Below are 25218 nucleotides of genomic sequence, written 5' to 3'. Positions count from 1 at the left end.
CCGAGCGCATCCCTCCGCCTGCTGCCTGCCGCCTCCCACACCCTTCTGGAGTTACCGATGCCCGGAGCCCTTACGCGCCCTGCCGTGGTCTCCCGCGTGTCCGATCTCATCGGCTACACCCCGCTGCTGGAACTTGCCTCCACCGAGACCGGCAGCCGACTGCTGCTGAAGCTCGAGATGTTCAACCCCACCGGCACGGCCAAGATCCGTATGGCACGGGCCATGATCGACGCCGCCGAGCGGTCCGGTGAGCTGCGGCCCGGCGGCCGGATCATCGAGTCCACCTCCGGCAACACCGGCCTCGGGCTGTCGGTGATCGCCGCCGAACGCGGCTACACCTTCACCGCCGTCGTCGACAACCACGCCTGCGTGGACAAGCTCCGCGGCATGAAGGCGCTCGGCACCGAACTGGTCTACGTCGTCGACGACGGCGCCGAGGAACTCGCCACCGCCGCCCGCGAGGAACTGGCCGAGGACATGGCCCGCGGCCAGGACAACACCATCTTCACCGAGCAGCACAACAACCCCGCCAACGGCGTCGGCTACTTCCCCGTCGCCCACGAACTCGTCGAGGCCCTCGACGGGAAGATCGACGTCCTCATAGGCGCCGTCGGCACGGGCGGAGCCCTGTGCGGCACGAGCCGGGAGCTGACCACGCTCATGTCCGGCTTCACCGTCATAGGCGTCGAGCCCAAGGGCTCCATCGCCTTCGGCGGACCCGCCCACGACTACTACCAGTCCGGCACCGGTACGCCGGAGGGCGCCGAGATCGGCGCGCTCGTCGACTTCGACCTCATCGACGAGGGCGTCAAGGTCGGCGACGTCGAGGCCTTCGCCACCTGCCGCGCCGTCGCCCGTACCGGGCTCCTCATCGGTGGCTCCGCCGGCGGCGTCGTCTACGAGGCCCTGACCCGGTTGCCCACCCTGCCGCCGGGCACCACTATGGTCGCCCTCGTCAACGACGGCGGCGAGAAGTACATGGACACCGTCTTCAACGACGAGTGGATGCAGGACCGCGATCTCCTCGACGCCGAGGCCGAGCGGGAAATCGACGAGCTACTCACCAAACTCCGCGGGAACCGATAAACCCATGCTGAAGACTCTCCTCCGCGACAGCCGCGCCCTCGGCGTCCTCGCCGTGCCCCTGATCCTCACCCAGCTCGCCCAGGTGGCGCTGACCACCACCGACACGGTGATGATGGGCCTCCTCGGCACCACGGAACTCGCCGCCGGCGGCCTGGCCATCGTCATCTTCAACCAGATCCGCACCATGGGCGTCGGCCTGCTCACCTCGGTCGGCAACCAGATAGCCTCCGCGGCCGCCCGCGCCGAGCGGAAGACCGAAGAGGGCGACGGCAGCGCGGCAGGAGAGCAAGCGCACGACGAGGTCCGCTCCATAGTCCGGGCGAGCATGGCGGTCGCCACGCTCGCCGGACTCGCCGGCGCGGTCCTGATGATCCTCATCGGCCAGGCCCTGACCTGGCTCGGCCAGGACGCGGACGTCGTCGACCTCACCCAGACCATGCTCTTCGCGCTCGCCCCCGGCCTGCTGCCCTGCCTCTGGTTCCAGGCCGTCCGCCAGTTCACCGTCGGCATGCGCCGCCCCCAGGCCCTCCTGCAGATCACCATCGCCTCGATCGCCGTCAACGCGGGCCTGAACTGGGTCCTCATCCACGGCACCTTCGGCCTCCCGAAGCTCGGCCTCACCGGCGTCGGCATCGCCACCTCCAGCGTCTACCTGCTGTCCTTCCTCGCCCTGTACCTCTCCGCGAAGAAGGACAAGGAGCTGGCACCGCTCCTGACCCTGGACATCACCAAGTCCGACCGGGCCACCGTGCGGCGCCTCGTCGGCCTCGGCGTCCCCATCGCCGCCACCTACGGCTCCGAAGCCGGCTTCTTCTCCATCACCGCCCTGATGGCGGGCTCCTTCGGGCCGGACGCACTCGCGGCGCACACGGCCGTCAACCAGCTCGTCTACATCGTCTTCCAGGTCGCCGTCGGCCTCTCGCACGCCGCGTCCATCAACGTCAGCCGCGAACTGGCGCTCGGCAACCACGACGACGCCCGCCGCATCAAGAACACCGCCCTGGCCTGCGCCGCCGCGGTCATGGCCGTCGTCGGGCTGCTCTACCTCACGATTCCCCGGCTGATCCTGGCGCCCTTCCTCGACTCCGGGTCCGACCAGGCCCTCACCATCGCCACGCAGCTCCTGCTCGTCACCGCCTTCCTCCAGTTCTTCGACTGCGCCCAGAACATCGGCGTCGGACTCCTGCGCGGCCTCGACGACACCAAGAGCGGCTTCCGCATCACCCTCATCGGCTACTGGGCCGTCGGACTGCCCGCTTCCTGGCTCCTCGCCTACGCGCTGAACCTCGACACGCTCGGCATCTGGCTCGGTCTCCTCACCGGTCTCGCCACCACCGCCGCCCTCCTCCTGCGCCGCTACTCCCAGTCCCTGAACCGCCACGCACAGACGCACCCCGCACCCGCCGTCGCGTAGCCCTTCGCCGTGTAACCCGCGCGAGTGACTCCTTCCTTGGGACCGGCCTGCCAACAGGCCGGTCCCACCTGCACAATGTGCTCGGAGACCGAGACAGTCCGGCAGGAGGCTCGCAGCCATTGAAGAATCCGAAACCGGAAGAAGCAGGCCGACCTGAAGAACGGGCAGGGGACCTGGTCGCCCAGCTGACGTCCTCGGACCACATCGAGCAGACCTTGATCAGCGCGATCCACGGCCGTCCGGACCACACCGCCGAGACCGACCTTCGGCGTGCCAACGCCCTGCGCGCGGCCGCCATGGGCCTGGGCCCGGCAGGATGCGCGGCCGCGGCCGGCATCACGGAATCCCTCCTCGCCAACTGGCGGAGCAGCGACACCACCTTCGACACCGCGATGTCCGCCGCCGCCGCCATGGCCGGCGCACACAAAGTGACGCCGCCAGGACAGGCCAATGCGTTCGGCCTCCGCATCCTGCTGCAATCCATCGCCCAAGGGATCCACGTCGGCACGGCCGCCGCAGCAGTCGGTCTCAGGCGCGATCAACTCACACGGATGCGCCGCAACAACCCCGCCGTCGACAAACTCCTCGATGCCGCCATCCTGCAAGGGCGCACCGTACAAGCCGGCCCGCGCTCGAACCGACGCAGGCGCGCATCCGGCTACCGCCTGGTCACGCGCGCCGAACCCGACGCCACCGACACCTCGGCTGAAGAGCTCTGATCAGCGGAGCGATCATGCGGGATGTCTGCGCGACGAGCACGGACGATGACACGCCGGCGCCCTCCTCCCCGGCAGCGAATCTGCCGGGCCGCCCTCCGGTCAGTGACTGTCGGTGCGCCTTTCGAGGCGGGTGCCGTGACGAAGGGTGATCGACATCAGGTCGCTGGGGGCGTTCAGCTCCAGGCGGTGCCAGCGGCCACGGGGGACGATCACGGCGGTGCCCGCCTGCAACTGCACCATGTCCTCGGCGCCGCCGGGCGTGGTGGGACGGAAGTGGAGACGAACGCCGCCGGTCAGGCAGCACACCGCCTCGTCGGCCTCCGGGTGCATCTCCCAGTGGTCGGCGTGGACGTCGGCGTCGGTCTCCACGTGGAAAGTCGCGATCTGCCAGGCGCCGGAGTCGCTGCCCGTCATCCGTCGTTCGGCGGGTCGGACGTCGCCGTCGGGGCGGAACTGCAGCGCGGAGGCGAACAGGTCGATGGGGGTCGTCGTCATGATGGCGTTCCTTCCAGTCGGTTCTTCGTGGGGGCGGCGGGTTGCGGGGCAGCCATGGCGGCCTGGCGCCGGGGCAGTACGCCGATCGCCACGACTGCCGCGAGGACGAAGAGGCCGGCGGTGACGGCCAGGCCCAGGGCGTAGCCGTCGTTGAGCGCGGCGGGGTCGGTGGCCGTGCCGGTGCGGTGTGCGGCGATGGTGGCCAGGGCGGCCAGGCCGACGCAGCCGCCCAGTTGGCGGGAGCTGTTGAACAGGCCGGAGGCCATGCCGGCCTCGCGGGAGGCGACACCGGTGGTCGCGGCGGCGGCGACCGGGGCCATGACCAGACCCACGCCGACGCCGGAGATGAGGCACGGGCCGAGCACGTCGGTGCGGAAGCCGCCCCCGGGGCTGATGAAGGCGAACCAGGCCAGGCCCGCCGCGGCCAGCAGAGCGCCGGGCACCAGGGCGGTTCGGGGCGTGCGTGCCGCGGTGACGCGGGTCGCGACGACGGCGCCCGCCACCAGGCTCACGGAGAAGGGCAGGAACGCGGCGCCGGTCGCCGCGGCACCCATGCCCAGGACCTGCTGCATGTACAGGGACACGAGATAGAACGCCGCGAACTGCCCGGCCGCGGCGAGGAACACCAGCACGTTGGCGCCGGCCACCCAGCGGCTGCGCAGCAGACCGAGGCGCAGCAGGGGCGCGGGGGCCCTGTACTCGGCGAGGACGAAGGCGGCCAGGAGCACGGCCGCGGCGGCAAGAATCGCCACGGTGTCCCGGGACCCCCATCCCCGGATGTCGGTGCGGACCACGCCGAACACCAGCAGCGCAACTCCGCCGGTGGCCAGGACGGCTCCGAGCACGTCCGGCCGCTCGCCCCGGGCGGGCCGTGCCGCTGCGGGCACACCCGCCGGAACCAGCGCGAGCGCCGCCGCCACGATGGGCAGGTTGATCAGCATCACCCAGCGCCACCCCGCGTACTCGGCCAGCAGACCACCTGCCAGTAATCCCAGCGCTCCTCCGGCGGCGTTCACCGCGCTCCACACCCCGAGTGCCCGGACCCGGCGAGGGCCCTCGGCGAAGGCGGTGGTGAGCATCCCCAGCGCGGCTGGGGCGGCCGCGGCAGCACCCAGCCCCTGTCCGGCACGGGCGGCGATCAGTTGCCAGGGCGCCTGGGCCAGCCCGCCCGCCAGCGAGCACATCCCGAAGACGGCCAGGCCCACCACGAACAGCCGACGGTGACCGTACAGGTCACAGGCGCGGCCCCCCAGTAACAGGAGTCCGCCGAAGGTGAGCGCGTAGCCGTGCACGATCCACGACAGGTCGAGTGGCGCGAATCCCAACGCGCTGCGGATCGCGGGCAATGCGACGTTGACCACCGACATGTCCAGGGCGAAGACGAACTGGGCGACGGCCGCCGCCGCCAGCACGGACCGGGGTCGCCCCCGCAAGTTTTTATACATGTATAGAAAGTAACCTCAGGGGTCGTCGCTGTCGACACCTGGGGGATGATGTTGGGCATGCCGCAACCGTCCGCACCCCGCAAAGCCCTCGGGCGACCTCCCCGCATCTCCCGCGAGGAGGTCATCGGGACGGCCCGCCGGATCGTGACCGAGGAAGGCGTGGACCGGCTGACCATGCGGCGGCTGGCCGCGGAGATCGGCAGTACGCCGATGGCGCTGTACCACCACGTCCGCAACAAGGAAGAACTGCTCGTCCTGCTGCTGGACGACTACGCCGCGCGGGCGCTGCGCCGACCCGAACTGCCCGAGCGCCCTCGCGAGCGGATCGTCGTCGCCGCCGCCGCGATCCACGAGGCGCTCGCCGCCTGTCCCTGGATCGTGGAGGTACTGACGGCCGATGACCTGATGTCCACGTCCGCGCTGTGGTTCGTCGAGCAGATCGTCGACGGGCTGGTCGAATGCGGACTGTCCCCCGAGCGGGCCGTGCACGGCTATCGTGCGATCTGGTACTACACCGCTGGAGAGATCGTGGTCCGGGCGACGGCGGCCCGGCGACGCGCAGACGATGACCGTGCAACCTACCGGGAGCAAGTCTTCGGCGATCTCGACCCGGGCGAGCTGCCCCGGTTGGCACAGGTCGCGGACCGCTGGGCACCGCTGACCGGCGAGGACACCTACCTGGACGGGCTCCGAGCTCTGGTGAACGGCCTCCTCACCGCCCGCTAGACGATCCTCCCGTCGCCGATGAGGCACCCCTGGCTCTACGCCCTACTGGATGCTCCAGCGGTGCGGATGTCCGGGGTCGGCGGGGCAGGCGAAGACGTTGACCTCGCCGTGGTTGCCCACGACTACTCCGGTCGGTTCGGCCGCCTGCCTCGGGGGCAGGCCTCGTTCCTCCACGGGTGCCCAGCTCTTGCTGCCTCCGTCCCATTCGGACGTGTCGACCGTCAGCAGGAGGTGCATCGGCGTCGCGCAGGCGTGGCAGTCCATCGGGGAGGGGTCGGTGAGGTGCCAGGAGGCGAAACCGCCGACGCGCCAGCCGGGCGGGATCGACAGGTCGTACTGGTAGCCGGGCAGTTCGGCCGCGCCGGCCTCGTTCTCGTCGTCCTCCTCGGCCGCCTCTTCCAGAGCCTCCTCCCATGCGTCGATCCGGGCGCACAGCTCCTCGGGCAGGAGCCCGGCGAACGGATACGTCACCACCTGCTCCGGGTGCAGCACGCACGGCTCGGGCACGTACCCCTCATAACCGACGACCGGCGGCCGCGGCGGCTCGGCCAGCACCTCGCCGACCTCCGCCGAGTTGCGCCAGCGCAGGTCGAGCAGCATGCCGTACCGGGTGGGGCCATGGGCGTCGAAGGGGCACCAGAACAGTTGGAGCAGGTCGCATCCGTCCGGCCCGGCCGGCAGATCGGGGAGGTCCCGGCGGTAGAACTGCGCGACGCCGAGCATGGGCAGCGGGTTGGTGTCACTCATGCCGGACACGCGGTGCTTGCGGCCGAGCATCGCCACGAGCTGCCGCTCGTCGTCGGTGAGACCCTCGTACGGCTGTCTCGCCCGCGCTGCCGCCCAGATCCGGCGTTCCCGGCGGATGTCCCCGATGCGCCGTCCGCGGCCTCGGCCGTGGGCCTCCCTGCAGACGGGCCACGGCTCGTCCGCCGGCCACAGCATGGGCCCTCCCACCGAGCTCTGCGACAGGTCCGGAGTGCCCGGCCGCGGGTGCAGGCGGGTGGTCGTGGCGCGGTGCCCGGCCAGTTCCGGGAAGAGCGCCTCGACGTCGAGGGGGCGCGGCGGTGTCGTCCTCGTCATGCAGCCGAGACTAGACAGCCGGCCTCCGGGGCGACCGGGTGCCCCTCCCGTGCCCTTCGATTCCCGGTCGCCGAGGGTGGGGCGGGCCTGGCAGGGTGTCCGTCATGAGCTCCAAGCCCGTGCACCCCGAGCCGATCCGCCACCACGACCACGGCACGTGGCTACCCCGATTCACCGGCCGGGTGCTCGTGGTCTGCCCGAGGTGCGGTGGCCGCGCGCTCGTCGTGCCTCGGCCCGACCTCGCGGCGCCGGGGTACTTCAGCGACCTGCTCTTCCGGCCGCGCCGCCTGACCTGCGCCGGCTGCGGTGCGGTCGCCGACTGGACGGCCGAGCAGCGGGGTACCGCTCTGGTCGGCGCAGTACCGGGCGGCACCGAGGACCCCTTCTTCCGGCAGCCGCTCTGGCTCCAGACCCGCTGTGCCGGGCGGATCCTGTGGGCCTACGACGAGGAGCACGTCGACGCCCTCGCCGCCTACGTGGGCGCCCGGCTGCGCGAGCGTCACGCCTCCCCGACGAGGGGGATGTTCGCCCGGCTGCCGGCCTGGATGAAGTCCGCGTCGCGCCGTGACGAGGTGCTGGCCGGCCTGGCGACCCTCCGGGTCCTGGCCGACCGCTCGGCCCCCGCCGACCGCTCCGACGCGGCGCACGAACGCGGCGACCGCCCGCGCCACCACGGCAGCGTGTACGTTCGCAGCAGCCCGTACTAGGGCTCGTTCGATCATGCGTCAGCGTCCCGACGATCAGGGCCGCCCGCCCGCCGATCGTCGGCGTCGGGTCCTGGACGGCCGTTGCTACGGCGGATCCGCCGCCGGGGTGTCGCTCCGTCACGAGCCGCCGGTGGCCCGCTTCGTGGGTTCGCGGCGACTACGATGCGTGGGTTCGGCAGGGCAGAACAGCGGGGGTGCGCGGCGTGAGCGGTTACGGCGGGAGCGGGTACGGCGGTCCGGCGGGCGGCGCGGGCAGTCGGCCGCCGGCGGGGTGGGCGGGCCAGGGCCCTCCGGTCCCGCCGCCGGGACCCCCGCACGCCCCGCCGCCGGGGTATCCGTACGCGCAGCCGGTCCCGCCGCAGGGGTATCCGTACGCCTGGGCCCCTCCGCCGGTTCCGCCGTCGCGCGTCGAGCCGTCGCGGGGGCGGAAGATCCTGCGCGGCCTCTACAACCCGTTCTACGCCGCCCAGTTGGCGTTCCGCCCTTCGCGTCCGGGGATGGTGCACGATCCGGAGGTCCGCAAGCTCCAGCTGTGGCGTACCGTGCTGGGGCTCGCGGCCTGGGTGGGCCTGATGGTCACCTACAACGCCGTCGTCAGCGCCGACGACGTCAAGGCCGTGGCGGACGATCGCCTCGACCAGAGCTGGTCCAGCGTCCTGGTGCTGGTGTGCACCTTCCCCGTGGTGGTCGGCGCGTTCGTGGCAGCCGCGCGGGGCGGGTTGCGGCGCCTCTACCTGCGACGGGCCCTTCGCTCGCTCGGCGCGGTGGTGGCCATCATGGCGTCCATGGGCACCTCGGCGCTCGCAATGGCGCCGGAGTTGGCGGGGCTCCGGGACGCTGTCGGGCTGCCGGGAAAGATCGTCATCGGGGTGCTGTGCCTGTGGTCGATCGGTTTCGCTCTCTACGGCATCGGCCTGTCGCTCGTGCACGTCTTCCGTACCGCCGACATCCACGAGGTGGTGCCGCCGATCCTCGCCGGCATCCTGGTGTGGGAGATGGCCCTCCTCGATGTGGTCACAGGCGCGTACCCGCAGGTCCCGGCGGGCGCCCGGGCGGTCTTCATCCTCGGCGCCCCCATCACCGTCACGGCCCTGTCCTGGTGGGAGATGCACCGACTGCGCCGCCACCACGGCCTGACGGTCCGTGCCGCGCTGGGGCGTTGACGGCCCGACCGCCTGGCCGGTTGCCGCGGACGAGGGCTCAGCCTCTCGTCACGGGCTCAGCCGGCGGACCGCTGGTCCTTGCAGGTCTTGCACGATGCTGCGGGTGTCGTGGTCGAAGGGGCGCCCCTCGACGTTGCGCTCGATGAAGTACTGCTGGATCTCCGGCCTCAGCAGCGAGCGCCGCTGCGGCGCCGGGCAGGATCGGGGGGGGCGTCTTCAGCATGCTCCGCTTGTGTCCCGACGACCGCGTGCCAAGCTTTCCCCGGAGTGCCGGGATCGCACCCGCACGGGGAGGCGCGGTTGACCCCCGCCGCCTACGGCCGGGCGCGCGCGGCTCCGGCGGCGTCCGGCGCGGGCGCCTGTCCCGGCACCGGCGCCGATGCCTGGTCCAGCACGAGGCGCGGCAGGGCATCCGGGTGCTTCTCCGCGAGCCAGGCGACCAGTTGCTCCCGTACGGTGCAGCGCGCCGTCCACAGGTCGTCGGGGTCCTTGGCCGTGACGATGACCCTCACCACGATGGTGGAGGGCGTCGTCTCGGTGACGACGAGATCCCAGCCGCGGCCGTCCCACTCCTTGCAGTTGTGCAGGATCTCCTCGGCCTTGTCGCGCATGAGGTCCACGGGTGCGCGGTGGTCGCAGTGGAGGAAGACTGTGCCGGTCATCTGGATGCCGCCGCGCGACCAGTTCTCGAAGGGGCGGGTGGTGAAGTACGAAACGGGCATGGTGATGCGGCGTTCGTCCCAGGTGCGTACGGCGAGGAAGGTGAGGGTGATGTCCTCGACCACCCCCCACTCGCCCGCGACGACGACCGTGTCGCCGATGCGCACCATGTCGCCGAAGGCGATCTGGAAGCCCGCGAAGAGGTTTCCGAGGGCGGACTGGGCGGCGACGCCGGCCACGATTCCGATGATTCCGGCGGAGGCCAGCACGGAGGTGCCGAGCGCGCGGAAGCTCGGGAAGGTGACGAGCATCGCGGCGACGGCGATGACGGCCACGAGGACCGTCACCACCCGCATGATCAGGGTCACCTGGGTGCGGACGCGGCGCAGTCGGGCCGGGTCGCGGGTGGAGGTGGCGTAGCGGGCGTACCCCGACTCGACGACGGCGGAGGCCACGGCCACCAGCAGCCAGGCCCCTGCGCCGATCAGGGTGAGGGAGAGCGCCCGGCCCACGGCGGCGGCGTGGTCGTGCAGCGGTGGCCACGCGATCTGCCGGTAGGCACCCCTGAGCAGCGCGGCGAACAGCACGATCAGCAGGGCGCGCCGGCACCGGCGCAGCAGGTTCCACAGGGGCGTCTCGGGGTGGCGCGCGTCGGCCCGGCGCAGCAGCAGGTCGACGACCCAACCGGCCGCGAAGGTGAGCAGGAGGGAGCCGCCCAGGACGGTCAGCACACGAAGAGCGCTGTTCATATCTCCTCGACGGATGTAGGCGACATGGACGTTCACGCCCTTGCCCGCTGGGAGGGAGCTGACACAGGAGGTTCGGGTTGGCTTCCGTTCTCCGCAGCACAGCGAAGTGCTGCTGGAGCAGCCACTCATGTTCCGGCCCGCCCGGGGAACACGGCCGCCATCCGCCGAAAGGGGCATGGACATGCTGGGCATCACCGCCGCAGTGCTGTTCTTCATCGCGTTCCTGATCAACGCCGCCACCATCAGCACCAACGAAGCGTTCAGCTCGACCAACTTCATGCTGATCGGTCTCGCCGCGCTCGCGCTCCACGTCGCAGGCACCGGCCACGGGTGGGCGGCCCGCGGACGGGGCCGGGGCCGTAGGCGCTGACCCCACGGATGCCGCTCCTGCCCGTGGCCGCAGCTGTGGTGCTGCTGCTCGGCGTGGCGTTCGCCGGATGGAGCGTGTCCCCCGTCAGGCCTCGCCCCACGGCACCGCCCGACCCGGGCCGACCTCTGAGCGGGGACGACCCGGCCGCCGGGCGCTGAGGGGGGACCGAACGGGGCGACAGGCCGAGGCCTGGTCGTGAAGAGCCGTGGCACCGGCCCGGAATGCGCAGGAGCCCGGCCGCGTGATGGCGGGGGGTGCCACCACGCGGCCCGGGTCCGCCGGGGAACCCGCGCCGCTCACCGTCGCAGACTCCCGTGACCAAGCTTCTGGCCGGTTTCCGTCGATCCAAACGGTCCGAGGGGACTTCTTCTCGGAGTGGGTCGACGTGTTTCGCATGACGGAGAACGTCCGGTCCTACCGCGTCGGCGTCGCCTACCTCGCGGGCGACCTCACCGGCTATGGGGTCGAGGCGCTCGACGGCGGCATCGGCAAGGTCGACGAGCACTCCGATGAGGTCACCGACGCCCATCCCGTCTGACCGGATGCCGACGTTTGGCGGCCACGAACGCGGTCAGACGCGAAGAGCAAGGCAGTCCCCGAACCCCCAGGGAGTGATCAGCTGTGTCGCAGGACGAAAAGGGCAAGGCCAAGGCCGAGCAGGCAAAGGGCAAGCTCAAGGAAACGGCCGGCCGCCTGGTGGGCAACGAGCGGCTGACCGCCGAAGGCCGCGCCGAAGGGGCGAAGGGCGATGCCCGCCAGGCCAAGGAGAAGATGAAGGACATCTTCAAGCGGTGACCTGACCGCTGCGCAGAGAGCGCGCCTCGGTCCCGAACCCGTCAAGGGCTCGGGACCGCGGCACGTCCGCCCGCACCGACCGGCACCGGAGACGAACACTCCGAAGGCCTCCGACCCAGCCGAAGCCGACGGCCCCTGTGGTCGTTGTGTGCGGCACGCCCTATCGGGCAGGCGCAGGACATGACCCTTTTGAGACATCCCGTAGCACCCTGGCACGACAGCACGCTCGCCCTGATGACACAGGGCTACGCGTGGCTTCCCGACCGTATGCGGGTCGCCGCGGACGGCACGGTCAGAACCCACCTGCTGGGCCGGCCGACGATCGCGCTGCGCGGTCCGGAAGCGGTCGCCTTCTTCTACGACGAGGACCATGTCGTACGGGCCGCTGCACTGCCGGACCCCGTTCTGGACACCCTGTTCGGGCACGGCGCCGTCCATACCCTCGACGGCCGGGCACACCGGGTCCGCAAGGCCATGTTCCTCTCGCTCCTCAAGGACGCGGACGGTGTGGCGGCACTGGGCGCGCTCGTCCGGGGGCGTTTCCTGGCGGCCGTGACCGGTCGGCCGTGGGAGCGCCAAGTCCTGTTCGACACCGCCGCCGAGTCCCTCGCCCTGGCCGTGTGCGACTGGGCGGGCCTCCCCCTGGCCGACACAGCGATCACGGACCTGTCCCGTGACTGCACGGCCATGGTGGACGGCTTCGCGTCCCCCGGGCCTCGCCACGTCCGCGCCCACCGGGCCCGGGCCCGGCAGGAGCAGGCCCTCGCGAAACTCGTCACCGACGTCCGCGCAACGCGGGCCGACGCGGTGACCGAGGGATCCGCACTCGGCGCCGTGGCCCGGCACCGTGACGCCGAGGGCGATCTCCTCGACCCGCGGATCGCCGCCGTCGAACTGCTGAACGTCATCCGGCCCACGATCGCGATCGCGTGGCTCGCCACCTTCGCCGCCCACGCCCTGCACCGCTGGCCCCACCACCGCGAACTGCTGCGCTCCGGCACCGACGGCGGCTACGCCGTCGCGTTCGCCCACGAGGTGCGGCGCTTCTACCCGTTCGCCCCCTTCGTGGGAGGCCTCGCGGCCCGCGACCTGACCTGGCGGGGCGAGGAAATCGCGAAGGACACCCTGATCCTGCTCGACCTCTACGGCCAGAACCACGATCCCGCCCTGTGGACCAACCCGTACCGGTTCGACCCGCACCGCTTCACCGGCCCGCACAGCCCGCTCGACCTCCTGGTCGCCCAGGGCGGCGGCGACCCCGCCCACGGTCACCGGTGCCCCGGGGAGGACATCACCGTGAGCGCCCTCGCGGTCATCGCGACGGAACTGGCCCGCCTCGACTTCGACGTCCCCGAGCAGGACCTGGCGATCCCCCTGTCGCGCATCCCGACCCTGCCCCGCAGCGGCTTCGAGCTGATCCTGCGCCCGTAGGGAGCACAGGTCCGGACCGCTGCGATGTTTGTCCCACCGCGCCAAGGGCACGCGCCGACCGGAGGTTTCACCATGCGCGACATCAAGTTCCCGGCAGCGCCAAGGCCGTTCCTCACCGTGTACCTGAACGATCACCTCACCGGCTCGGGTGCCGGCGTACGCCTCGCCCGGCGACTCGCCAAGCGGCACCGCCGCACGGACGGAGGCCCGGAGCTTGCGAAGCTGGCGGAGCAGATCGAGGAGGACCAGCAGAGCCTGCGCCGCGTCATGCGCGACATCGACGTCCCCGTACGACGCGTACGCGAGGTCGTGGGGAGGATCGGCGAGACAGCGGGGCGGCTCAAGCCGAACGGGAACCTCGTGCGCCGCTCCCCGCTCAGCGATGTCGTCGAACTCGAGATGATGCTCCTGGGCGTCGAGGGCAAGGCCGCGTGCTGGCGGGCACTACGCGAACTCACCTCGACCGACGACCGCCTCGACGCCCCCGACCTCGACCGTCTCCTCGCCCGCGCGGACACACAGGTCCGCACCTTGGACGACCTGCGCCGACGTCGCGCGGCCGAGGTCTTCGCGGCGGAACTCGAAGTGACGGCCCCGGCGCGTGCGCCCGGTGGACCCCTCCGTCCGGCGGCCGGGCACCGGTAGGGCCCGTGCACGCGGGGTGAACCGCTCCGGCCGCCGCTACGGGGCCGACGAGAACAGGCGCGCCTCCGCTGCCAGGACGGCCTCGTGCACGGTGGCTCTGCCCATGAGGACGCACAGGGTGTAGCCGGCGTCGTCCATGGCCCGCAGGGCCGCCGGGTCATCGGGCGCGGCGGCGAGGCGGGCCTGGCAGCCGCGCAACCGCGTCAGGACCTCTTCGGCCCTGGCCCGGGCCGGAGTGAGAACGCTCCCCCGCCTCACACTCGGTACGGGGATGCGTCCCGCATCCATCGCACGGTGCAGCGCCCGCTCCACGTGCACGGGAACGGGTGTGCCGCGGGTCCCGGCCACCATGGCGGTGGCCAGTGCGTCGGGAGTGGTGTGCGCGAGATCGGCGGCGACCTCGAGGATCCGCCGCGCGTCACGGGCCGTGCACGGCGTCGCGGCCATCAGCATCCCTACCGCCCGCGCGATCGCCGGAGCACCGGAACGAGGTCCGCCGGAGGAATCGACTGCGGCGGGCGGAGGCGGGGACGGGGGCGGGGACGGACTTCCCACTGGAGGCATACGAGACCCCTTCAATCCAAGGCAGGAGAACGCGCAGACACGCGCATGGAAGGTATTCCCACGGCTCCACTGGTCGTAAGCATGGCGCGCCGCCCCTTCGTACCGGCATGCGCCCGGTTCCACACGGGCGGGCAGGCCGTGCACGCCGAAGGACGGGAGAGCGCACCGTGCCGGGCGCGTTGACCGGACCGGCCACACCTGCCGCCTCCGCGGGCATGCGCGTACCGGAAGCGTGCAGGCGCAGGCCGTGGCGGAGCAATCCCGGGGGATCCCATGCCTATCGCTCGGCGCTGCCCTCCGCCGCCGCGATGCTGCCTTCCGCCGCCGCGATGGAAGCGAGCGGCGACCCCGGGTCCCGTTCGACCTCCAGATCGCCCAGGGTGACGATGCCGACGAGTTCCCCGTTCTCGGTCTCCACCGGGAGACGCCGCAGCGCGTGCCGACGCATCAGGTCCACGGCCCGGTCGACGAGGTCGTCGGGCCCGACCGTGAGCGGATCGGTGCTGCATATCGCCCGCACCGTCGTTTCGGCGGGGTCCCGGCCTTCCGCCACCGCGCGGACGACGAGGTCCCGGTCGGTAAGGATGCCGCGGAGCCGGCCCTGGTCCACCACCAAGACGTCCCCGATGCCGGCGTCCCGCATCACCCGCGCGGCCTCCGCCAGTGAGGTCAGGGGCTCGACCGTCACCGGATGGTCGGTCATCACCTCGTGCACTCGTCGGGTCATCGATCCTCCCGCTGCTGGAACGGATCTTCGGCGGGCGCCTACCCGCCCACGTGCGCTGTAAGCGCGGGACCCGGAGCCCGCTGGTTTGGCAACCGGAATCGCGGTCAGAAGCAGCACGTACGGTTTGTCCCCATCTCCCGAGGGAGTGATCAGCTGTGTCGAAGAAGGAGAAGAGCCGGGCCAAGGCCGAGCAGGCCAAGGGCAAGCTCAAGGAGACGGCCGGCCGTGCGGTGGGCAACGAAAGCCTGACCGCTGAGGGCCGCGCCGAGAAGGCGAAGGGCGACGCCCGCCAGGCCAAGGAGAAGATCAAGGACGTCTTCAAGGGCTGACCCGCCGAGGTGGCCGTCGTGTTCCCGTCGTGTTCCCGTCCCGGGCTCACGGCGGGCGCGGGGCCTCGGCCCGGACAGCAGGCGCGCCCAGACCGATGCCTGAACGCGGAGGCGATGGACTGCGGCGGATGCGAAAGGAGCAGGTGGAGTTCGCCACCTAGCCGGTGCCAGACATGGGTGAACTCCAGGACGAGATCACCCGCTGCCGCGACGCGGCACGCCGGCACGCCGCATCCGCCGGCGCGCGCGTGGCGGCCATCGCCACCTCGCCGGCCTCCTACCCCACCGTGGAGATCAGGGTGGCGGACGTATGCCTCGAAGCATCGACGCCCGTGCTCCTCGCCGCCGTGGTCCGCGCCCTGGTCGAGACCGCTGCCCGGGCCTGGCGCGACGGGGAGCCGCCCGCCCGCATCGGCACGAACCTCCTCAGGCTGGCGGCCTGGCGGGCCGGCCGGTCAGGTCTGGACGGACCCACTCCCTCTCCTGAGCCCGGACCAGAGCGGCCCAAACGGTGGAGCCCGCCCGGGGCGACCCACCGTGGGAACAGCAGAAGCTGGAGCGGCCATGCTCGTCACATCACTCCCGGACTCCGCATCCGGACCGCCACGCCCGGCAACGAGAACCCTGCAGTGCCGACCGGGGCGTCGGCGCCCGCGGGGGCCCTGTCGCGATGCCCGCCTCTGAGCGGCCCGGACGGATGTCGCCCTTCGGGCGGCTGGGCAGCGTGATCCGCCGTGCCCGCGCGGGTCGCCGCTGGGGGCGCGTGCGGGAAGTGGACCTGTGGCACCGCGCGCTGGGGTTCGCCGCGCTCGGGTTCCTGACGCTGGTACCGCTGCTGATCGTCATCAGCGCGGCGGACGCCGCCGGCGGGCGGGGGTTCGCCCAATGGCTCGGGGACGGACTCGGAGTGTCGGCGGCCGCCCGGGTCGAGATCGAGCGGCTCTTCGCCCTGCCCGGCCAGGCGTGGCGGACCACGACGGCGTTCGGCCTCGCGCTGCTCGCCGTGTTCGGCCTGTCCTTCGGCACGCTGCTGCAGAACGGCTACGAAAGGATCTGGGACCTTCCCCCGGCCCGCTGGTGGGCCAGATGGCGGCACGTGCTGTGGCTCGCCGTACTCGTCGGCGTCCTCTACCTGTCGGCGTTCTCCCCGCCGTGGCGCGACTCCCCCGCCCGCGGTTACGTGACGTTCGGGATCGGCATGCTGTTCTTCTGGTGGTCCCAGCGGCTGCTGCTCGGCGGCCGGATCCGGTGGACCGCCCTGTTCCCCGGGGCGGCGGCCACCATGGTCGGGCTGCTCGGGCTCCGGATCTTCTCCCGGCTCGTCTTCTCACCGCTGATCGCCTCCAGCGCCGTGACGTACGGGCCCTTCGGCACCGTCCTCGTCATCCAGTCCTGGCTCGTCGCCATCGGCGTCGTCGTGTTCGGCGGCGCGCTCACCGGCCGATTGCTCCACGACGAGCTGCTGCGCCGGGCGAACCCCGCGGACGGTGGCCGCTGAGGAACCCTCGGCCGTACACCCTGGTACGGGGCGCAGGGCGGGGCAGCGCGGTGCCCCGTTGGAATGGATGCGTCACTCGCTCGTGACATGGCTTGCACCGAGGGCCGGTGGGGCGGCCCGGACGACGTGACGGGCTTTGAGGGCACCGGGTTCCGGTGCGTTCTCGGCAATGACCGTCACGCCCTCGTCGACGTTCTCCGGCCTCAACACCAGGGGGCCGAACACCGGGTTCAGCGGCAGTTCGTACCCGGGCGGAGCCTGAGTCTCCAACCAGTAGTACACGCCGACCGGCATGGTTCGGGAGCACACACCGTCGGCTCCGGTGGTGCAGGGACCGTCGATCTCCTCGTCCGGGTCGGCGCCGCCGGTCTGGAGACCCGGGATGCCGTTGGTCTCCTCCCACAGCTGGAAGACGGCACCGGCCAGCGGGGTGCCCGTGTTCTGGTCCTCCTTGATCACCGTGATCGCACCGGTGTCGGGCAGGCCGGGTCCGCCACAGCCGGGCGAGCCGCCGGGGCAGGGAACCGGGCGGCACCGATGCCCGCAGTGGTGCGGATGGCACCAAAGCCCGCCGTGGAAGGCCAGCTGGCTGTGGGGGGTGATCCAGTCCCCGTAGCCCGGTGGGCACCACACGGCGCCCGTGCCGTCGTCGCTGATCGGAGCCTTGTTCGGGAACGGCTCCGCCGTCGCAGCATACGAGGGGGTCGCGGCCAGCAGCGCGGCCGTCGCCATCCCGAGTGCCCAGGGGCGCCACGAGGCCCACGTCCGGCGCAGTTCATGAGGTGCCATGCCACGACATGATCGAGCCGGGTGGGCGGGGCGGGATGACGACACTCCTGTACTACGGCATTCCGTCCGTACGACCACTCGAACGGGTTCGGGTCGCACGCCACGGCCGGTGCACGGGAGACCGCCACAGGCCCGCCGTCAGCCGGAGACGGCGCCACCGTCCCAGACCTTGCCCGCCGCGAAGGGTGATGCGCCCCGGTTTCACTTCCCCGATCGGTCCGCGAACGGACTGTTGTCGATGTGCGCGAGCAGGTCGGCGGGGTGCCGGTAGACGGCTCGAGCTCCGGCCTCTTCGAGGTCACGCCGCGGGATGCCGCCGCAGAGCAGGCCCACGCACACGACGCCGGCCCGGGAGCCTGCCTGCATGTCCCAGACGGTGTCGCCGACGACTACGGCGCCCTGCGCGGGTGCGTCGGCGAGGCCGAGGGCGTGGTGCACCGGATCCGGTGCGGGCTTGCCCTCGTCCACGTCGTCGGAGCTCGCCGTCGCGGGCAGTCCGATCGCGCGGTGCATGTCGTGCATCGCGACGTCGTGGCCCGCCTGCCGCAAGGCCTCCCACCAGCAGACCACGTGCAGGTGATAGGTATCGGCGAGGGTGCCGTCGGCATCGAACAACGCAGCGCGGTTCATGTCCGTCTCCCGGAAGGCTCAGCAACCGAGCTCGGGCCCGAACCCGGCCTCGTTCACGACCCGATGCACACCATGACCGGCGCCTTACCGCTTCGGGCCCGTTGAAACGCGGCCGGCCCGCGCGAGCGAGGGGAGCCGCGGCTCTTGGCCTCAGGCGGGGTGGCCGGGCTCCAGGTCGCGCAGCTCCCGGTACCGGAGCGGTGCGGGCGGCGGGCCCTGGGTCGGCGGGCACACTGCCACGGGAGCCAGGAGAAAGCCCACGTGGTCACCGCCCTCGATCCTCCCTTCGATCCGCCCGGTGAACCAGACGGGCACCTGCTCCAGGACCGGAGTGCCTGAATCTCCCGGCCGCCAGGCGACCCGCGCGAACTTGTCCACCCGGTCGCCCGTCTCCCCTCCGAAGAGTTCGGCCAGCGCCCGCTCCTCCCGGTGGAGCAGGTGCACGGTGAGGCACTCGGCCTCACACGCGACGCGGTAGGTGTGGTTGGCGACCGACAGCCAGACGGCGAACCTCGGCGGGTCGATGGAGCACTGCGAGGCGAAACCCACCAGGCAGCCGGCTCGCTCACCGCCGGACGCGGCGGTGACCACGTACATCGGGCCGTCGAGCCCGTCGGTGAAGGGGTCCAGCTCCGTCACGGCGCCTCCTCGTGTTCCGAATCGTCCAGTGGCCCTCAGGCGGCTGCCCGGGGCGGTGATCGGTACCCATCGGCGCTGCATCACCCCGGCCGGGCCGGGCGGACCGAGCCCGGTCGGCCCTGACGTCGCTCGTCGGCGGGGCTCACAGACCGAGGTCGAGGAGGGCGTTCTCCACGACCTCCGTGAGCGCGGGGTGGATCCAGTACGGGGATTTGACGAGCGTCGTGGCGTCGATGCCGAGGGTCGCCGCCAGGACGAGGGGCTGGATGAGGGTGGGAGCCTGCGGGCCCATGAGGTGGGCGCCGAGGAGACGGCCGGTGCCGGGCTCGGCGAGTACCTTGCAGAATCCGGTGCTGTCCTCCATCGCCCATCCGTAGGCGACATCGCCGTAACCGGCCGTGCCCACCAGGTAGTCCAACCCCCTGTCGCGGCAGTTCTGCTCGGTGGCGCCGACCGAGGCGATCTGCGGCCGGGTGAACACCGCCGCCGGCACCAGTTCGTGGTCGGCCGCGATCAGGTCGTCCGGGTGTCGGAGATTGTGGGCCACGACCTCCGCCTCGCGGTTGGCCACGTGTTTGAGGGGCACCGGCGAGCAGATGTCCCCGAGCGCGAAGACGCCTTCCGCCGTGGTGCGCTGATGTCGGTCGACGATCACTCGGCCGTCGTCGTGGGTGGCGATTGCGGCGGCTTCGAGGTCCAGCCGGTCGCTGTTCGGGACGCGGCCCACGGCGACGAGCAGCATGTCCGCCTCGACCGTCGATCCGTCGTCCAGGTCGAGCCGCAGCGCGCCCGGCCGGCCGCCCACGGCCGTGACCTCCCGACCGAGCCTGAGGTCGTAGCGGGAGCGGACCAGTTCGGTGAACCGCTCCCGGACCGTCTCGTCCTGCGGGCCGAGGAGATGCTCTTCCTTCTCGACGACGGTGACGGAACTCCCCGTCTCGGCGAACACATCGGCCAGTTCCGCGGCGATGTAACCGCCGCCGAGGATCGCCAGGTGCCGGGGCGGCGCGTCGATGCGCATGATGCTGTCGGACGTCTCGTACGGCAGGCCCGCGTCCGCGACGGGCCCGGGGACCAGGGGCCGGCCGCCCGCCGCGACGACGATCTGCGCGGCGCTGACGTCGACGGCCCCGTCCGCCCGGTCGATGCGGAGGGTCCTCGGTCCGGTGAAGCGTGCGCTGCCCTCGTACACGGTGACCCGGTCCTGTTGCTCGCGGCCCGTGCGGCCTTCGTCCCGTTCGGCGTCCAGCCGGGTGAAGATCCGGTCGCGCGCCTCGCGCCAGCGCACCGCTCGCAGCTCGGCGTCCACGTCGTACGCCCCGGCTCCCCGGACGGTCCGGGCGACGTGCGCGGTGTAGGCGAGCATCTTGCTCGGGATGCATCCGGCGTTCAGGCAGGTTCCGCCGAACCAGCGCTCCTCGACGATGGCCACGTCCAGATCGCCGAACGAGTCGTCGACGACGGCGTTGCCGGATCCTGCACCGATGACGACGAGGTCGTGGTGACGCATCCGGCCAGCCTACGAGGCCCTTTGCCAAGCCGGCGCGCCGGCGCGCTGGTCACCTCGGCCTCTGCCCGGCGCCACTCACCGGCAGGGCGGCGCAGCCGCAGTGGTGCCCGTGAAGGCGGGGGCCGGTGTGGGGGACGGTGTGGGGGCCACGGTCGGCTTTGCGGACGGCCGGCCGTGGTCCGCCTCGGCCTGGACCACGTCCACCGGCTCGTCCGTGCGCAGCCGCTGGAACAGCCGGGCGGCATCCACATCGATCAGTTCGTCCCGGTTCGGGTTGGCGCGGTAGGGCTGCCGGGGCACGGTCAGGAACTGCACCCCGGCCACGGGGATGTCTCGCATGGTGAAGACCAGTTCGTACAGGCTGCGCAGGGAAGCGAGCTGCGGGTCGGTCGTCACGGCGGACGTGGCCGCGTCCAGTACCGCGTACAGGCGGGCGGGGTTGAACAGCACCCTGTTGCTCTGCACCTTCTTCACGAGTGAGGCGAGGAACTGCTGCTGGCGGGTCATCCGTTCGGTATCACTGCCATTGCCCAGGCTGTAGCGGGCCCGCACGTAACCGAGCGCCTGCTCACCGTTGAGGGTCTGGCGTCCGGCCTGCAGCCGAAGCTTCGCCTTGGCATCGTTCACCGGCTCGTCGAGGCAGACCTCCACCCCGCCGACCGCGTCGACCACCTTCTTGAATCCCTGGAAGTCCACCACCACGTGGTGGTCGATCCGGATCCCGGTCATCTTCTCGACCGTACGGATCGAGCAGGCCGCGCCGCCGAACTGGAAGGCCCAGTTGAACTGCGCGAACTGCGCCTCGGTGCGGCTTCCGTCGGACGTCAGGCAGGAGGGGATCTCGACCATCAGGTCCCTGGGAAGTGAGACGGCCGTCGCGCTCTTCCGGTCCGCCGCCACGTGCAGCAGGATCGCGGTGTCCGAACGCCCCGTTTCCCGACGCCGTCCGTACCTGCCGTTACCCGGGCCCGCGCGCGAGTCCGATCCGATGAGCAGGATGTTCAGCGCCGTGCGCACGACCGGTGGCGGGCGCTCCGCCTCGTGCCGTCCCAGCTCGGAGGCCGCGGGAACGTCGGCTGTGATGTTGCCGTCGAGCTTGCGGTAGATCCACCAGCCCGCCCCGGCCCCGACCAGCAACAGCAGTGCCATGCCGAGACCGATCCAGCGCAGCAGCCGGCGCCTGCGCCGCCGGGCCGGAGGCTTTGCCATGCCATCGCCTGCCGGGCCGTCCGCGCCCCGTCTGCCTGCCCTGTCCGACACGGCTGTGTCACCTCTTCACGGCGCCGAGGGAGGCCGCCGGGTACCGACTGCGACCTGTGTCGATCATCCGTCCGGATGGCGGCAGGCGCTCGGGGGCCGAGGCCCCGAGTACGTCATGCGGGTGACGAGGTGGACGTCCCCGCTGCCGAGCGCTTGTCGGCGTCCCGGACTACACAGCCGCGGGGCCCGCCGAACCGGCAGGTACCCACCGCGCGGAGGCCCGCACTCCATGTGCCGCTGGTTGTCGTGGCAGTGCCGGGCTGGTAGCCCGACCGGCCTACACGGCCCGCCCCAGCGCGGGCGGCCCCGGCCCGTGCGTGGCACGGTGGCAGGGGAACGAGTGGTCCACGTACGCGGGGCCCGGCCGGTCGACGAAGCCCCGGCCGGGCCCCGCCAACGCGTACCGGCACGCGCGACCGCCCGACTTCGGCTCGCGACGCGCCCGGGAGCACCTCGCTTCCCGCCCCGGGGACGGTTCCGGTCGGGTGAGCCACGCACGGCGCGCCGGCCGGTACACCACCACGGCCGACCCGTACGAGGGCAAGGATGCACGGGCCCACCCTCTTCACGGCAGGAGAACACTGTGCTGGAACGCAAGCGCGTAAAGGACCGGACCCAGGTCACCTTCGTCCTGCCCGCGGATTCCCCGGAGGGACCGGTCAGCGTGGTCGGGGACTTCAACCACTGGAACCCCGCCGCCCACCCCATGGAGTCCAGGGGTGACGGCACCCGCGCGGCACGGGTGTCCCTGCCCGCGCACACCAGCCACTCCTTCCGCTACCTCGCGGCCGGCGACTACTGGTTCGACGACGAACACGCCGACCACCACGACGGCACCAACAGCCGCATCCACACCTGAGCCCGCAGCGCACCAGCCCGGCCCGCGCTCGGCGGCCTACGTCTATTCGTAGTCGTCCGTTCGACGCCATCGGCCGCGACGTGGCGACCGGGCGGAGCCATCCCACCGGCCATGCTCCAAAGTTCAACCCCGTACGGCCGGATGACTCGCGGCCGCTGCCGACGGGCCGCCGCTGCGTCCGCCTCCCGCGCGACGACGCCTGCCCGGACACGAGGGACGGTACCGCCGGCCCGAGGCCTGCGTGTCACCAGCGCAGGAGCATCACCGCGCCGCTGGCGCCGCTGGCCAGTCCGAACAGCGCGACCGTGTCACCCGGGGCCAGCCGTCGACGGCCGACGGCGTCGGCGAGTTGGAGGGGCAGGGTCGCGGCGGCGGCGTTCCCGGTGTGCGGGAAGGTGGGGATGATCTGCGCGGTGTCGATGCCCATGCGGGTGCGGAAGGTGTCCACGAAGGGCACGGACGGCTGGTGGACGCAGACGAGATCGAGGTCGCCGACATCGACGTGCTGTTCCTTGAGCCACTGGGCCCCCTGGACGTCCAGGTCGACGAAGGAGCCCAGGAGCGCTTCCGAGTCGACGTGAAGGCCCTGAGGCCAGTCCGGGGCGTGGTGGGGGTCGTAGAGGGTTGCGGCATGCCATCCCGCGGAGTTCGCGAGGAACACCGATCCGATGATGCCCGGGACGGGTGAGGCCTCCACCAGAAGGGCGGCGCCCAGGTCAGCTCCGGTCAGCGAGGTCAGTCCGGTGCGCAGCTGGTCGCGGGTGAGGTTCCAGCGGGAGAGGCGGGTGAGGGTTTCCCCGCAGGTGATCAGGACGCGGCGGTGCTGGCCGGTGCGGATGAGGGCGTCGGCGACCTGGACGGCGTTGATGACTCCGTTGCAGGCATTGCCGATGTCGAAGGCCGGGCAGGACAGGCCCGTCTTCGCCGCGACGATGTGGGCGTTGGCGGGTTCGCGGACGTCGGCGCTGACGGCCGCGAAGAGGAGCAGGTCGATGTCGGCCGTGTCCAGGCGGGCGGTGTGAAGGAGCTGGGCGGCGGCGCGGGCGGCGAGGTCGGAGGGCAGGTCACCGGGATCGGCGACGGTGCGCTGCTCGAAGCCGAAGGTGCGCTGCAGGAGACCGGCGGGGAGTTTGAGGGACGGGCTGTGGCGCTGCAGGAGTTGTTCGATCTCGGTGGCGCGCTGGCGTCGGACGGGCAGGTGGACTGCGGCATGAGTGATGCGGCTGTAGGGGCTCATGCCGTCTCCTTGGCGGCCGCGGCCTGCTCTGCGGGCCGGGGCGCCGGCGGGGCGGCGGGTTGGGGGGTGCGGGGCAGGCCGGTGACCGCGTGCTTGAGACGGTCGGTCCACGCCAGCGGCAGCAGGGTGTGGAGCGGGACCAGGAGACGGGCGTCGCGGCCGACGACGTAGCGGGGGCGTGGCCGACGGGCCGTCAGGCAGGTCTCGACGGTTCGTGCCACCGGTTCGGGACCGGGTACGCGCCGGTCCACGGCGGTGAACAGGCGTGTGGTGGCGGTGTAGCCGGGGTTCGCGGGGTTGCGCACGGTCTCGAGGTCGTCCAGGGCGCGGCTGAGCATGGGAGTGGCGAACGCGCCGGGTTCGACCAGGCTGACGCGGATGCCCAGGTGGGCCGCCTCTACGCGCAGGCAGTGGGTGAGGGCGGAGAGGGCGTGCTTGCCCGCGCTGTACCAGGCACCCATCGGCCACGGCACCCGGCCCAGCCCGGAGGAGATGTTGACGATCCGGCCGCCGCCCCGGGCGGCCATGCCCGGCAGAACCATCCGGCACAGCCGGGCCGGACCCAGCAGGTTCACCTCCAGCAGACGCCGGGCCTGTTCGTCATCGACATCGGCGACCGCGCCCGCCTGCGGAACGCCGGCGTTGTTGACCAGGGCCCACGGGCCGTCACCGGTCATCTCGGCCGACTCCTCCAGCGCCTGGCGACAGGACTGCTCGCAGGCGACGTCCAGCCGCACCGTGCGCAGGGCCAGGCCCCGCTCAGCAGCCTCCGCTACGAGGTTGCGGGCCTTGTCCATATCGCGTGCTCCGGCGACCACGTCCCAGCCCGCGGCCGCGAGACGAAACACAATCACCCGGCCGAACCCACCCGTCGCCCCCGTCACCAGCACACTCCGCCCATCCGACCCCGCCACCAACGCCCCCACACCCCTTCACCGCACGACAGCAAACGCCGCGGCCGGCCGGCCGCGCCCCTTCACCAGGCACAACGACAGCCCCTCACCAAAGATGTGGCCCGGCGCCAGGCGCGGGCGCTTGCACCGCGCTGCTCCCTGGTCATCTCGATGGCGGAGGCCTCTTGGTGTGCGGCTGCGCAGCCCCGGGTGGATGCCGACTGCCCGACTCTGCCGGGCAGACATCGCGTGTATGTGAGGCGACATGGAACCGAATACGATCAAGACGCATCTTTGAACATGTTCAGTGATCATCTTCCAGGAGGTTCCCTTGTCCACACGACGCACAAAGATTGCGATCTGGCTCACGAGCGGAGCTGTCGTCACCGTGCTGACGTGCATGGGCTGGTGGCTGTACGGCGCCAGCTTGGAAATGGACGGAAAGGCGCCTGTCTCGTGCGGCCAAGCCATCCGCTTCCTCCATACCAACCAGCCCCCCGAGACCGCGCGGGACAAGCGATGCACGAAGGGCCAGTGGCAGTCCACCTGGTACCACATGGACTTCGAGGTCACGCGTGCGGAGGCGGAAGCGTGGCTACACGCCGCTTACCCAGACGCGAAGGTCAACCGCGACTGCCTGGAAGCCGATCTCTGCTCCTACCCCGATGTCGATGTGGACGGCGACGGTCGCGCCGACCTCATGCACGTCGACATCCGCTTCAAGGAGAACGACCTCGCAAACGTACGGGTCTCCGGAGGCACGACAAACTGACGCGCCTCGGCGGACCGTCGATCCTT

Annotated in this window: 28 protein-coding genes and 1 pseudogene; 16 read left to right on the top strand and 13 right to left on the bottom strand. The window is 71.7% G+C overall.

Going from position 1 to position 25218, the window contains the following annotated elements; genetic code table 11:
- Positions 1-57 precede the first annotated feature (57 nt).
- The 3 genes from ACFYXK_RS19295 to ACFYXK_RS19285 all read left to right on the top strand — a co-directional run bounded on the left by ACFYXK_RS19295 (position 58) and on the right by ACFYXK_RS19285 (position 3219).
- A complete protein-coding gene (locus ACFYXK_RS19295; RefSeq protein WP_389412189.1) occupies positions 58-1086 on the top strand; it encodes a cysteine synthase family protein in 1029 nt (342 codons plus the stop codon).
- A gap of 4 nt (positions 1087-1090) precedes the next feature.
- Positions 1091-2500 carry an MATE family efflux transporter gene (locus ACFYXK_RS19290; protein WP_389412188.1) on the top strand — a complete coding sequence of 470 codons (1410 nt, stop codon included), beginning with the start codon at positions 1091-1093 and terminating at the stop codon, positions 2498-2500.
- Positions 2501-2619: 119 nt separating this feature from the next.
- Positions 2620-3219 (top strand): hypothetical protein, encoded by a 600-nt coding sequence (locus ACFYXK_RS19285; protein WP_389412187.1) that lies wholly within the window; start codon positions 2620-2622, stop codon positions 3217-3219.
- A gap of 99 nt (positions 3220-3318) precedes the next feature.
- On the opposite strand, the gene ACFYXK_RS19280 is transcribed toward ACFYXK_RS19285, so the two are convergent.
- On the bottom strand, positions 3319-3714 hold the full coding sequence (locus ACFYXK_RS19280) for a cupin (protein ID WP_389412186.1): 396 nt from the start codon (positions 3712-3714) through the stop codon (positions 3319-3321).
- Positions 3711-5159, bottom strand: a complete 1449-nt coding sequence (locus ACFYXK_RS19275) for an MFS transporter (protein WP_389412185.1) — start codon at positions 5157-5159, stop codon at positions 3711-3713. Before ACFYXK_RS19275 ends, ACFYXK_RS19280 begins: the two co-directional genes overlap by 4 nt.
- A 57-nt stretch (positions 5160-5216) precedes the next feature.
- Here ACFYXK_RS19275 and ACFYXK_RS19270 point away from each other — a divergent pair, with 57 nt between their 5' ends.
- Positions 5217-5885 (top strand): TetR/AcrR family transcriptional regulator, encoded by a 669-nt coding sequence (locus ACFYXK_RS19270; RefSeq protein WP_389412184.1) that lies wholly within the window; start codon positions 5217-5219, stop codon positions 5883-5885.
- Positions 5886-5927: 42 nt separating this feature from the next.
- Here the strand turns inward: ACFYXK_RS19270 and ACFYXK_RS19265 are convergent, their stop codons facing one another.
- On the bottom strand, positions 5928-6965 hold the full coding sequence (locus ACFYXK_RS19265) for a hypothetical protein (RefSeq protein ID WP_389412183.1): 1038 nt from the start codon (positions 6963-6965) through the stop codon (positions 5928-5930).
- A gap of 104 nt (positions 6966-7069) precedes the next feature.
- Here ACFYXK_RS19265 and ACFYXK_RS19260 point away from each other — a divergent pair, with 104 nt between their 5' ends.
- Both ACFYXK_RS19260 and ACFYXK_RS19255 read left to right on the top strand, forming a co-directional pair.
- Positions 7070-7672 (top strand): hypothetical protein, encoded by a 603-nt coding sequence (locus tag ACFYXK_RS19260; RefSeq protein WP_389412182.1) that lies wholly within the window; start codon positions 7070-7072, stop codon positions 7670-7672.
- 203 nt (positions 7673-7875) lie between these two features.
- Positions 7876-8835: a hypothetical protein gene (locus ACFYXK_RS19255; protein ID WP_389412181.1), complete on the top strand. Its 960-nt coding sequence runs from the start codon at positions 7876-7878 to the stop codon at positions 8833-8835.
- A 314-nt stretch (positions 8836-9149) separates the two neighbouring features.
- On the opposite strand, the gene ACFYXK_RS19250 is transcribed toward ACFYXK_RS19255, so the two are convergent.
- Complete coding sequence (locus ACFYXK_RS19250; RefSeq protein ID WP_389412180.1) at positions 9150-10244, bottom strand: mechanosensitive ion channel family protein; 1095 nt, start codon at positions 10242-10244, stop codon at positions 9150-9152.
- Positions 10245-10425: 181 nt separating this feature from the next.
- On the opposite strand from ACFYXK_RS19250, the gene ACFYXK_RS19245 reads away from it, so the two are divergent.
- The 5 genes from ACFYXK_RS19245 to ACFYXK_RS19225 all read left to right on the top strand — a co-directional run bounded on the left by ACFYXK_RS19245 (position 10426) and on the right by ACFYXK_RS19225 (position 13485).
- Positions 10426-10614 (top strand): hypothetical protein, encoded by a 189-nt coding sequence (locus tag ACFYXK_RS19245; RefSeq protein WP_389412179.1) that lies wholly within the window; start codon positions 10426-10428, stop codon positions 10612-10614.
- A 394-nt stretch (positions 10615-11008) separates the two neighbouring features.
- The gene (locus ACFYXK_RS19240) at positions 11009-11152 is read left to right on the top strand and encodes a hypothetical protein (protein WP_389412178.1); all 144 of its coding nucleotides are present in this window, start codon (positions 11009-11011) and stop codon (positions 11150-11152) included.
- A gap of 83 nt (positions 11153-11235) precedes the next feature.
- Positions 11236-11409 carry a CsbD family protein gene (locus tag ACFYXK_RS19235; RefSeq protein WP_389412177.1) on the top strand — a complete coding sequence of 58 codons (174 nt, stop codon included), beginning with the start codon at positions 11236-11238 and terminating at the stop codon, positions 11407-11409.
- 234 nt (positions 11410-11643) lie between these two features.
- The gene (locus ACFYXK_RS19230; protein WP_389412176.1) at positions 11644-12840 is read left to right on the top strand and encodes a cytochrome P450; all 1197 of its coding nucleotides are present in this window, start codon (positions 11644-11646) and stop codon (positions 12838-12840) included.
- Positions 12841-12912: 72 nt separating this feature from the next.
- Positions 12913-13485 carry a hypothetical protein gene (locus tag ACFYXK_RS19225; RefSeq protein ID WP_389412175.1) on the top strand — a complete coding sequence of 191 codons (573 nt, stop codon included), beginning with the start codon at positions 12913-12915 and terminating at the stop codon, positions 13483-13485.
- Positions 13486-13521: 36 nt separating this feature from the next.
- On the opposite strand, the gene ACFYXK_RS19220 is transcribed toward ACFYXK_RS19225, so the two are convergent.
- Both ACFYXK_RS19220 and ACFYXK_RS19215 read right to left on the bottom strand, forming a co-directional pair.
- On the bottom strand, positions 13522-13932 hold the full coding sequence (locus ACFYXK_RS19220; protein ID WP_389412174.1) for a DUF5133 domain-containing protein: 411 nt from the start codon (positions 13930-13932) through the stop codon (positions 13522-13524).
- A gap of 394 nt (positions 13933-14326) precedes the next feature.
- Positions 14327-14776 (bottom strand): CBS domain-containing protein, encoded by a 450-nt coding sequence (locus ACFYXK_RS19215; protein WP_389412173.1) that lies wholly within the window; start codon positions 14774-14776, stop codon positions 14327-14329.
- 155 nt (positions 14777-14931) lie between these two features.
- Between ACFYXK_RS19215 and ACFYXK_RS19210 the strand changes: the two genes are divergently transcribed.
- From ACFYXK_RS19210 to ACFYXK_RS19200, 3 genes and pseudogenes are all read left to right on the top strand, one after another.
- A complete protein-coding gene (locus ACFYXK_RS19210) occupies positions 14932-15105 on the top strand; it encodes a CsbD family protein (RefSeq protein ID WP_389412172.1) in 174 nt (57 codons plus the stop codon).
- Positions 15106-15383: 278 nt separating this feature from the next.
- Positions 15384-15605: pseudogene (locus ACFYXK_RS19205) on the top strand (carboxylate--amine ligase); the annotation flags it as partial.
- Between the two features lie 170 nt (positions 15606-15775).
- The gene (locus ACFYXK_RS19200) at positions 15776-16603 is read left to right on the top strand and encodes a ribonuclease BN (protein ID WP_389412171.1); all 828 of its coding nucleotides are present in this window, start codon (positions 15776-15778) and stop codon (positions 16601-16603) included.
- A gap of 72 nt (positions 16604-16675) precedes the next feature.
- Here the strand turns inward: ACFYXK_RS19200 and ACFYXK_RS19195 are convergent, their stop codons facing one another.
- The 5 genes from ACFYXK_RS19195 to ACFYXK_RS19175 all read right to left on the bottom strand — a co-directional run bounded on the left by ACFYXK_RS19195 (position 16676) and on the right by ACFYXK_RS19175 (position 21380).
- Positions 16676-17392: a collagen binding domain-containing protein gene (locus ACFYXK_RS19195; RefSeq protein WP_389412170.1), complete on the bottom strand. Its 717-nt coding sequence runs from the start codon at positions 17390-17392 to the stop codon at positions 16676-16678.
- 201 nt (positions 17393-17593) lie between these two features.
- The gene (locus ACFYXK_RS19190) at positions 17594-18022 is read right to left on the bottom strand and encodes an HAD family hydrolase (RefSeq protein WP_389412169.1); all 429 of its coding nucleotides are present in this window, start codon (positions 18020-18022) and stop codon (positions 17594-17596) included.
- Positions 18023-18172: 150 nt separating this feature from the next.
- Complete coding sequence (locus tag ACFYXK_RS19185; RefSeq protein WP_389412168.1) at positions 18173-18661, bottom strand: flavin reductase family protein; 489 nt, start codon at positions 18659-18661, stop codon at positions 18173-18175.
- A 142-nt stretch (positions 18662-18803) separates the two neighbouring features.
- Positions 18804-20171 (bottom strand): mycothione reductase, encoded by a 1368-nt coding sequence (locus tag ACFYXK_RS19180; protein ID WP_389412167.1) that lies wholly within the window; start codon positions 20169-20171, stop codon positions 18804-18806.
- Between the two features lie 75 nt (positions 20172-20246).
- Positions 20247-21380 (bottom strand): LCP family protein, encoded by a 1134-nt coding sequence (locus tag ACFYXK_RS19175; protein ID WP_389412166.1) that lies wholly within the window; start codon positions 21378-21380, stop codon positions 20247-20249.
- 634 nt (positions 21381-22014) lie between these two features.
- On the opposite strand from ACFYXK_RS19175, the gene ACFYXK_RS19170 reads away from it, so the two are divergent.
- Entirely contained in the window at positions 22015-22290 is a 276-nt protein-coding gene (locus tag ACFYXK_RS19170; RefSeq protein ID WP_389412165.1) for an isoamylase early set domain-containing protein, read from the top strand.
- 244 nt (positions 22291-22534) lie between these two features.
- Here the strand turns inward: ACFYXK_RS19170 and ACFYXK_RS19165 are convergent, their stop codons facing one another.
- Complete coding sequence (locus ACFYXK_RS19165; RefSeq protein ID WP_389412164.1) at positions 22535-23527, bottom strand: 3-oxoacyl-ACP synthase III family protein; 993 nt, start codon at positions 23525-23527, stop codon at positions 22535-22537.
- The gene (locus ACFYXK_RS19160; protein ID WP_389412163.1) at positions 23524-24411 is read right to left on the bottom strand and encodes an SDR family NAD(P)-dependent oxidoreductase; all 888 of its coding nucleotides are present in this window, start codon (positions 24409-24411) and stop codon (positions 23524-23526) included. Before ACFYXK_RS19160 ends, ACFYXK_RS19165 begins: the two co-directional genes overlap by 4 nt.
- Before the next feature lie 316 nt (positions 24412-24727).
- Here ACFYXK_RS19160 and ACFYXK_RS19155 point away from each other — a divergent pair, with 316 nt between their 5' ends.
- Positions 24728-25192, top strand: coding sequence for a hypothetical protein (locus ACFYXK_RS19155; RefSeq protein WP_389412162.1), 465 nt, complete (start codon positions 24728-24730; stop codon positions 25190-25192).
- Positions 25193-25218 lie beyond the last annotated feature (26 nt).

The sequence above is a fragment of the Streptomyces sp. NPDC002209 genome (genome assembly GCF_042890265.1).
Lineage (GTDB): Bacteria > Actinomycetota > Actinomycetes > Streptomycetales > Streptomycetaceae > Streptomyces.
This window is presented reverse-complemented; position numbering and strand designations above follow the sequence as displayed.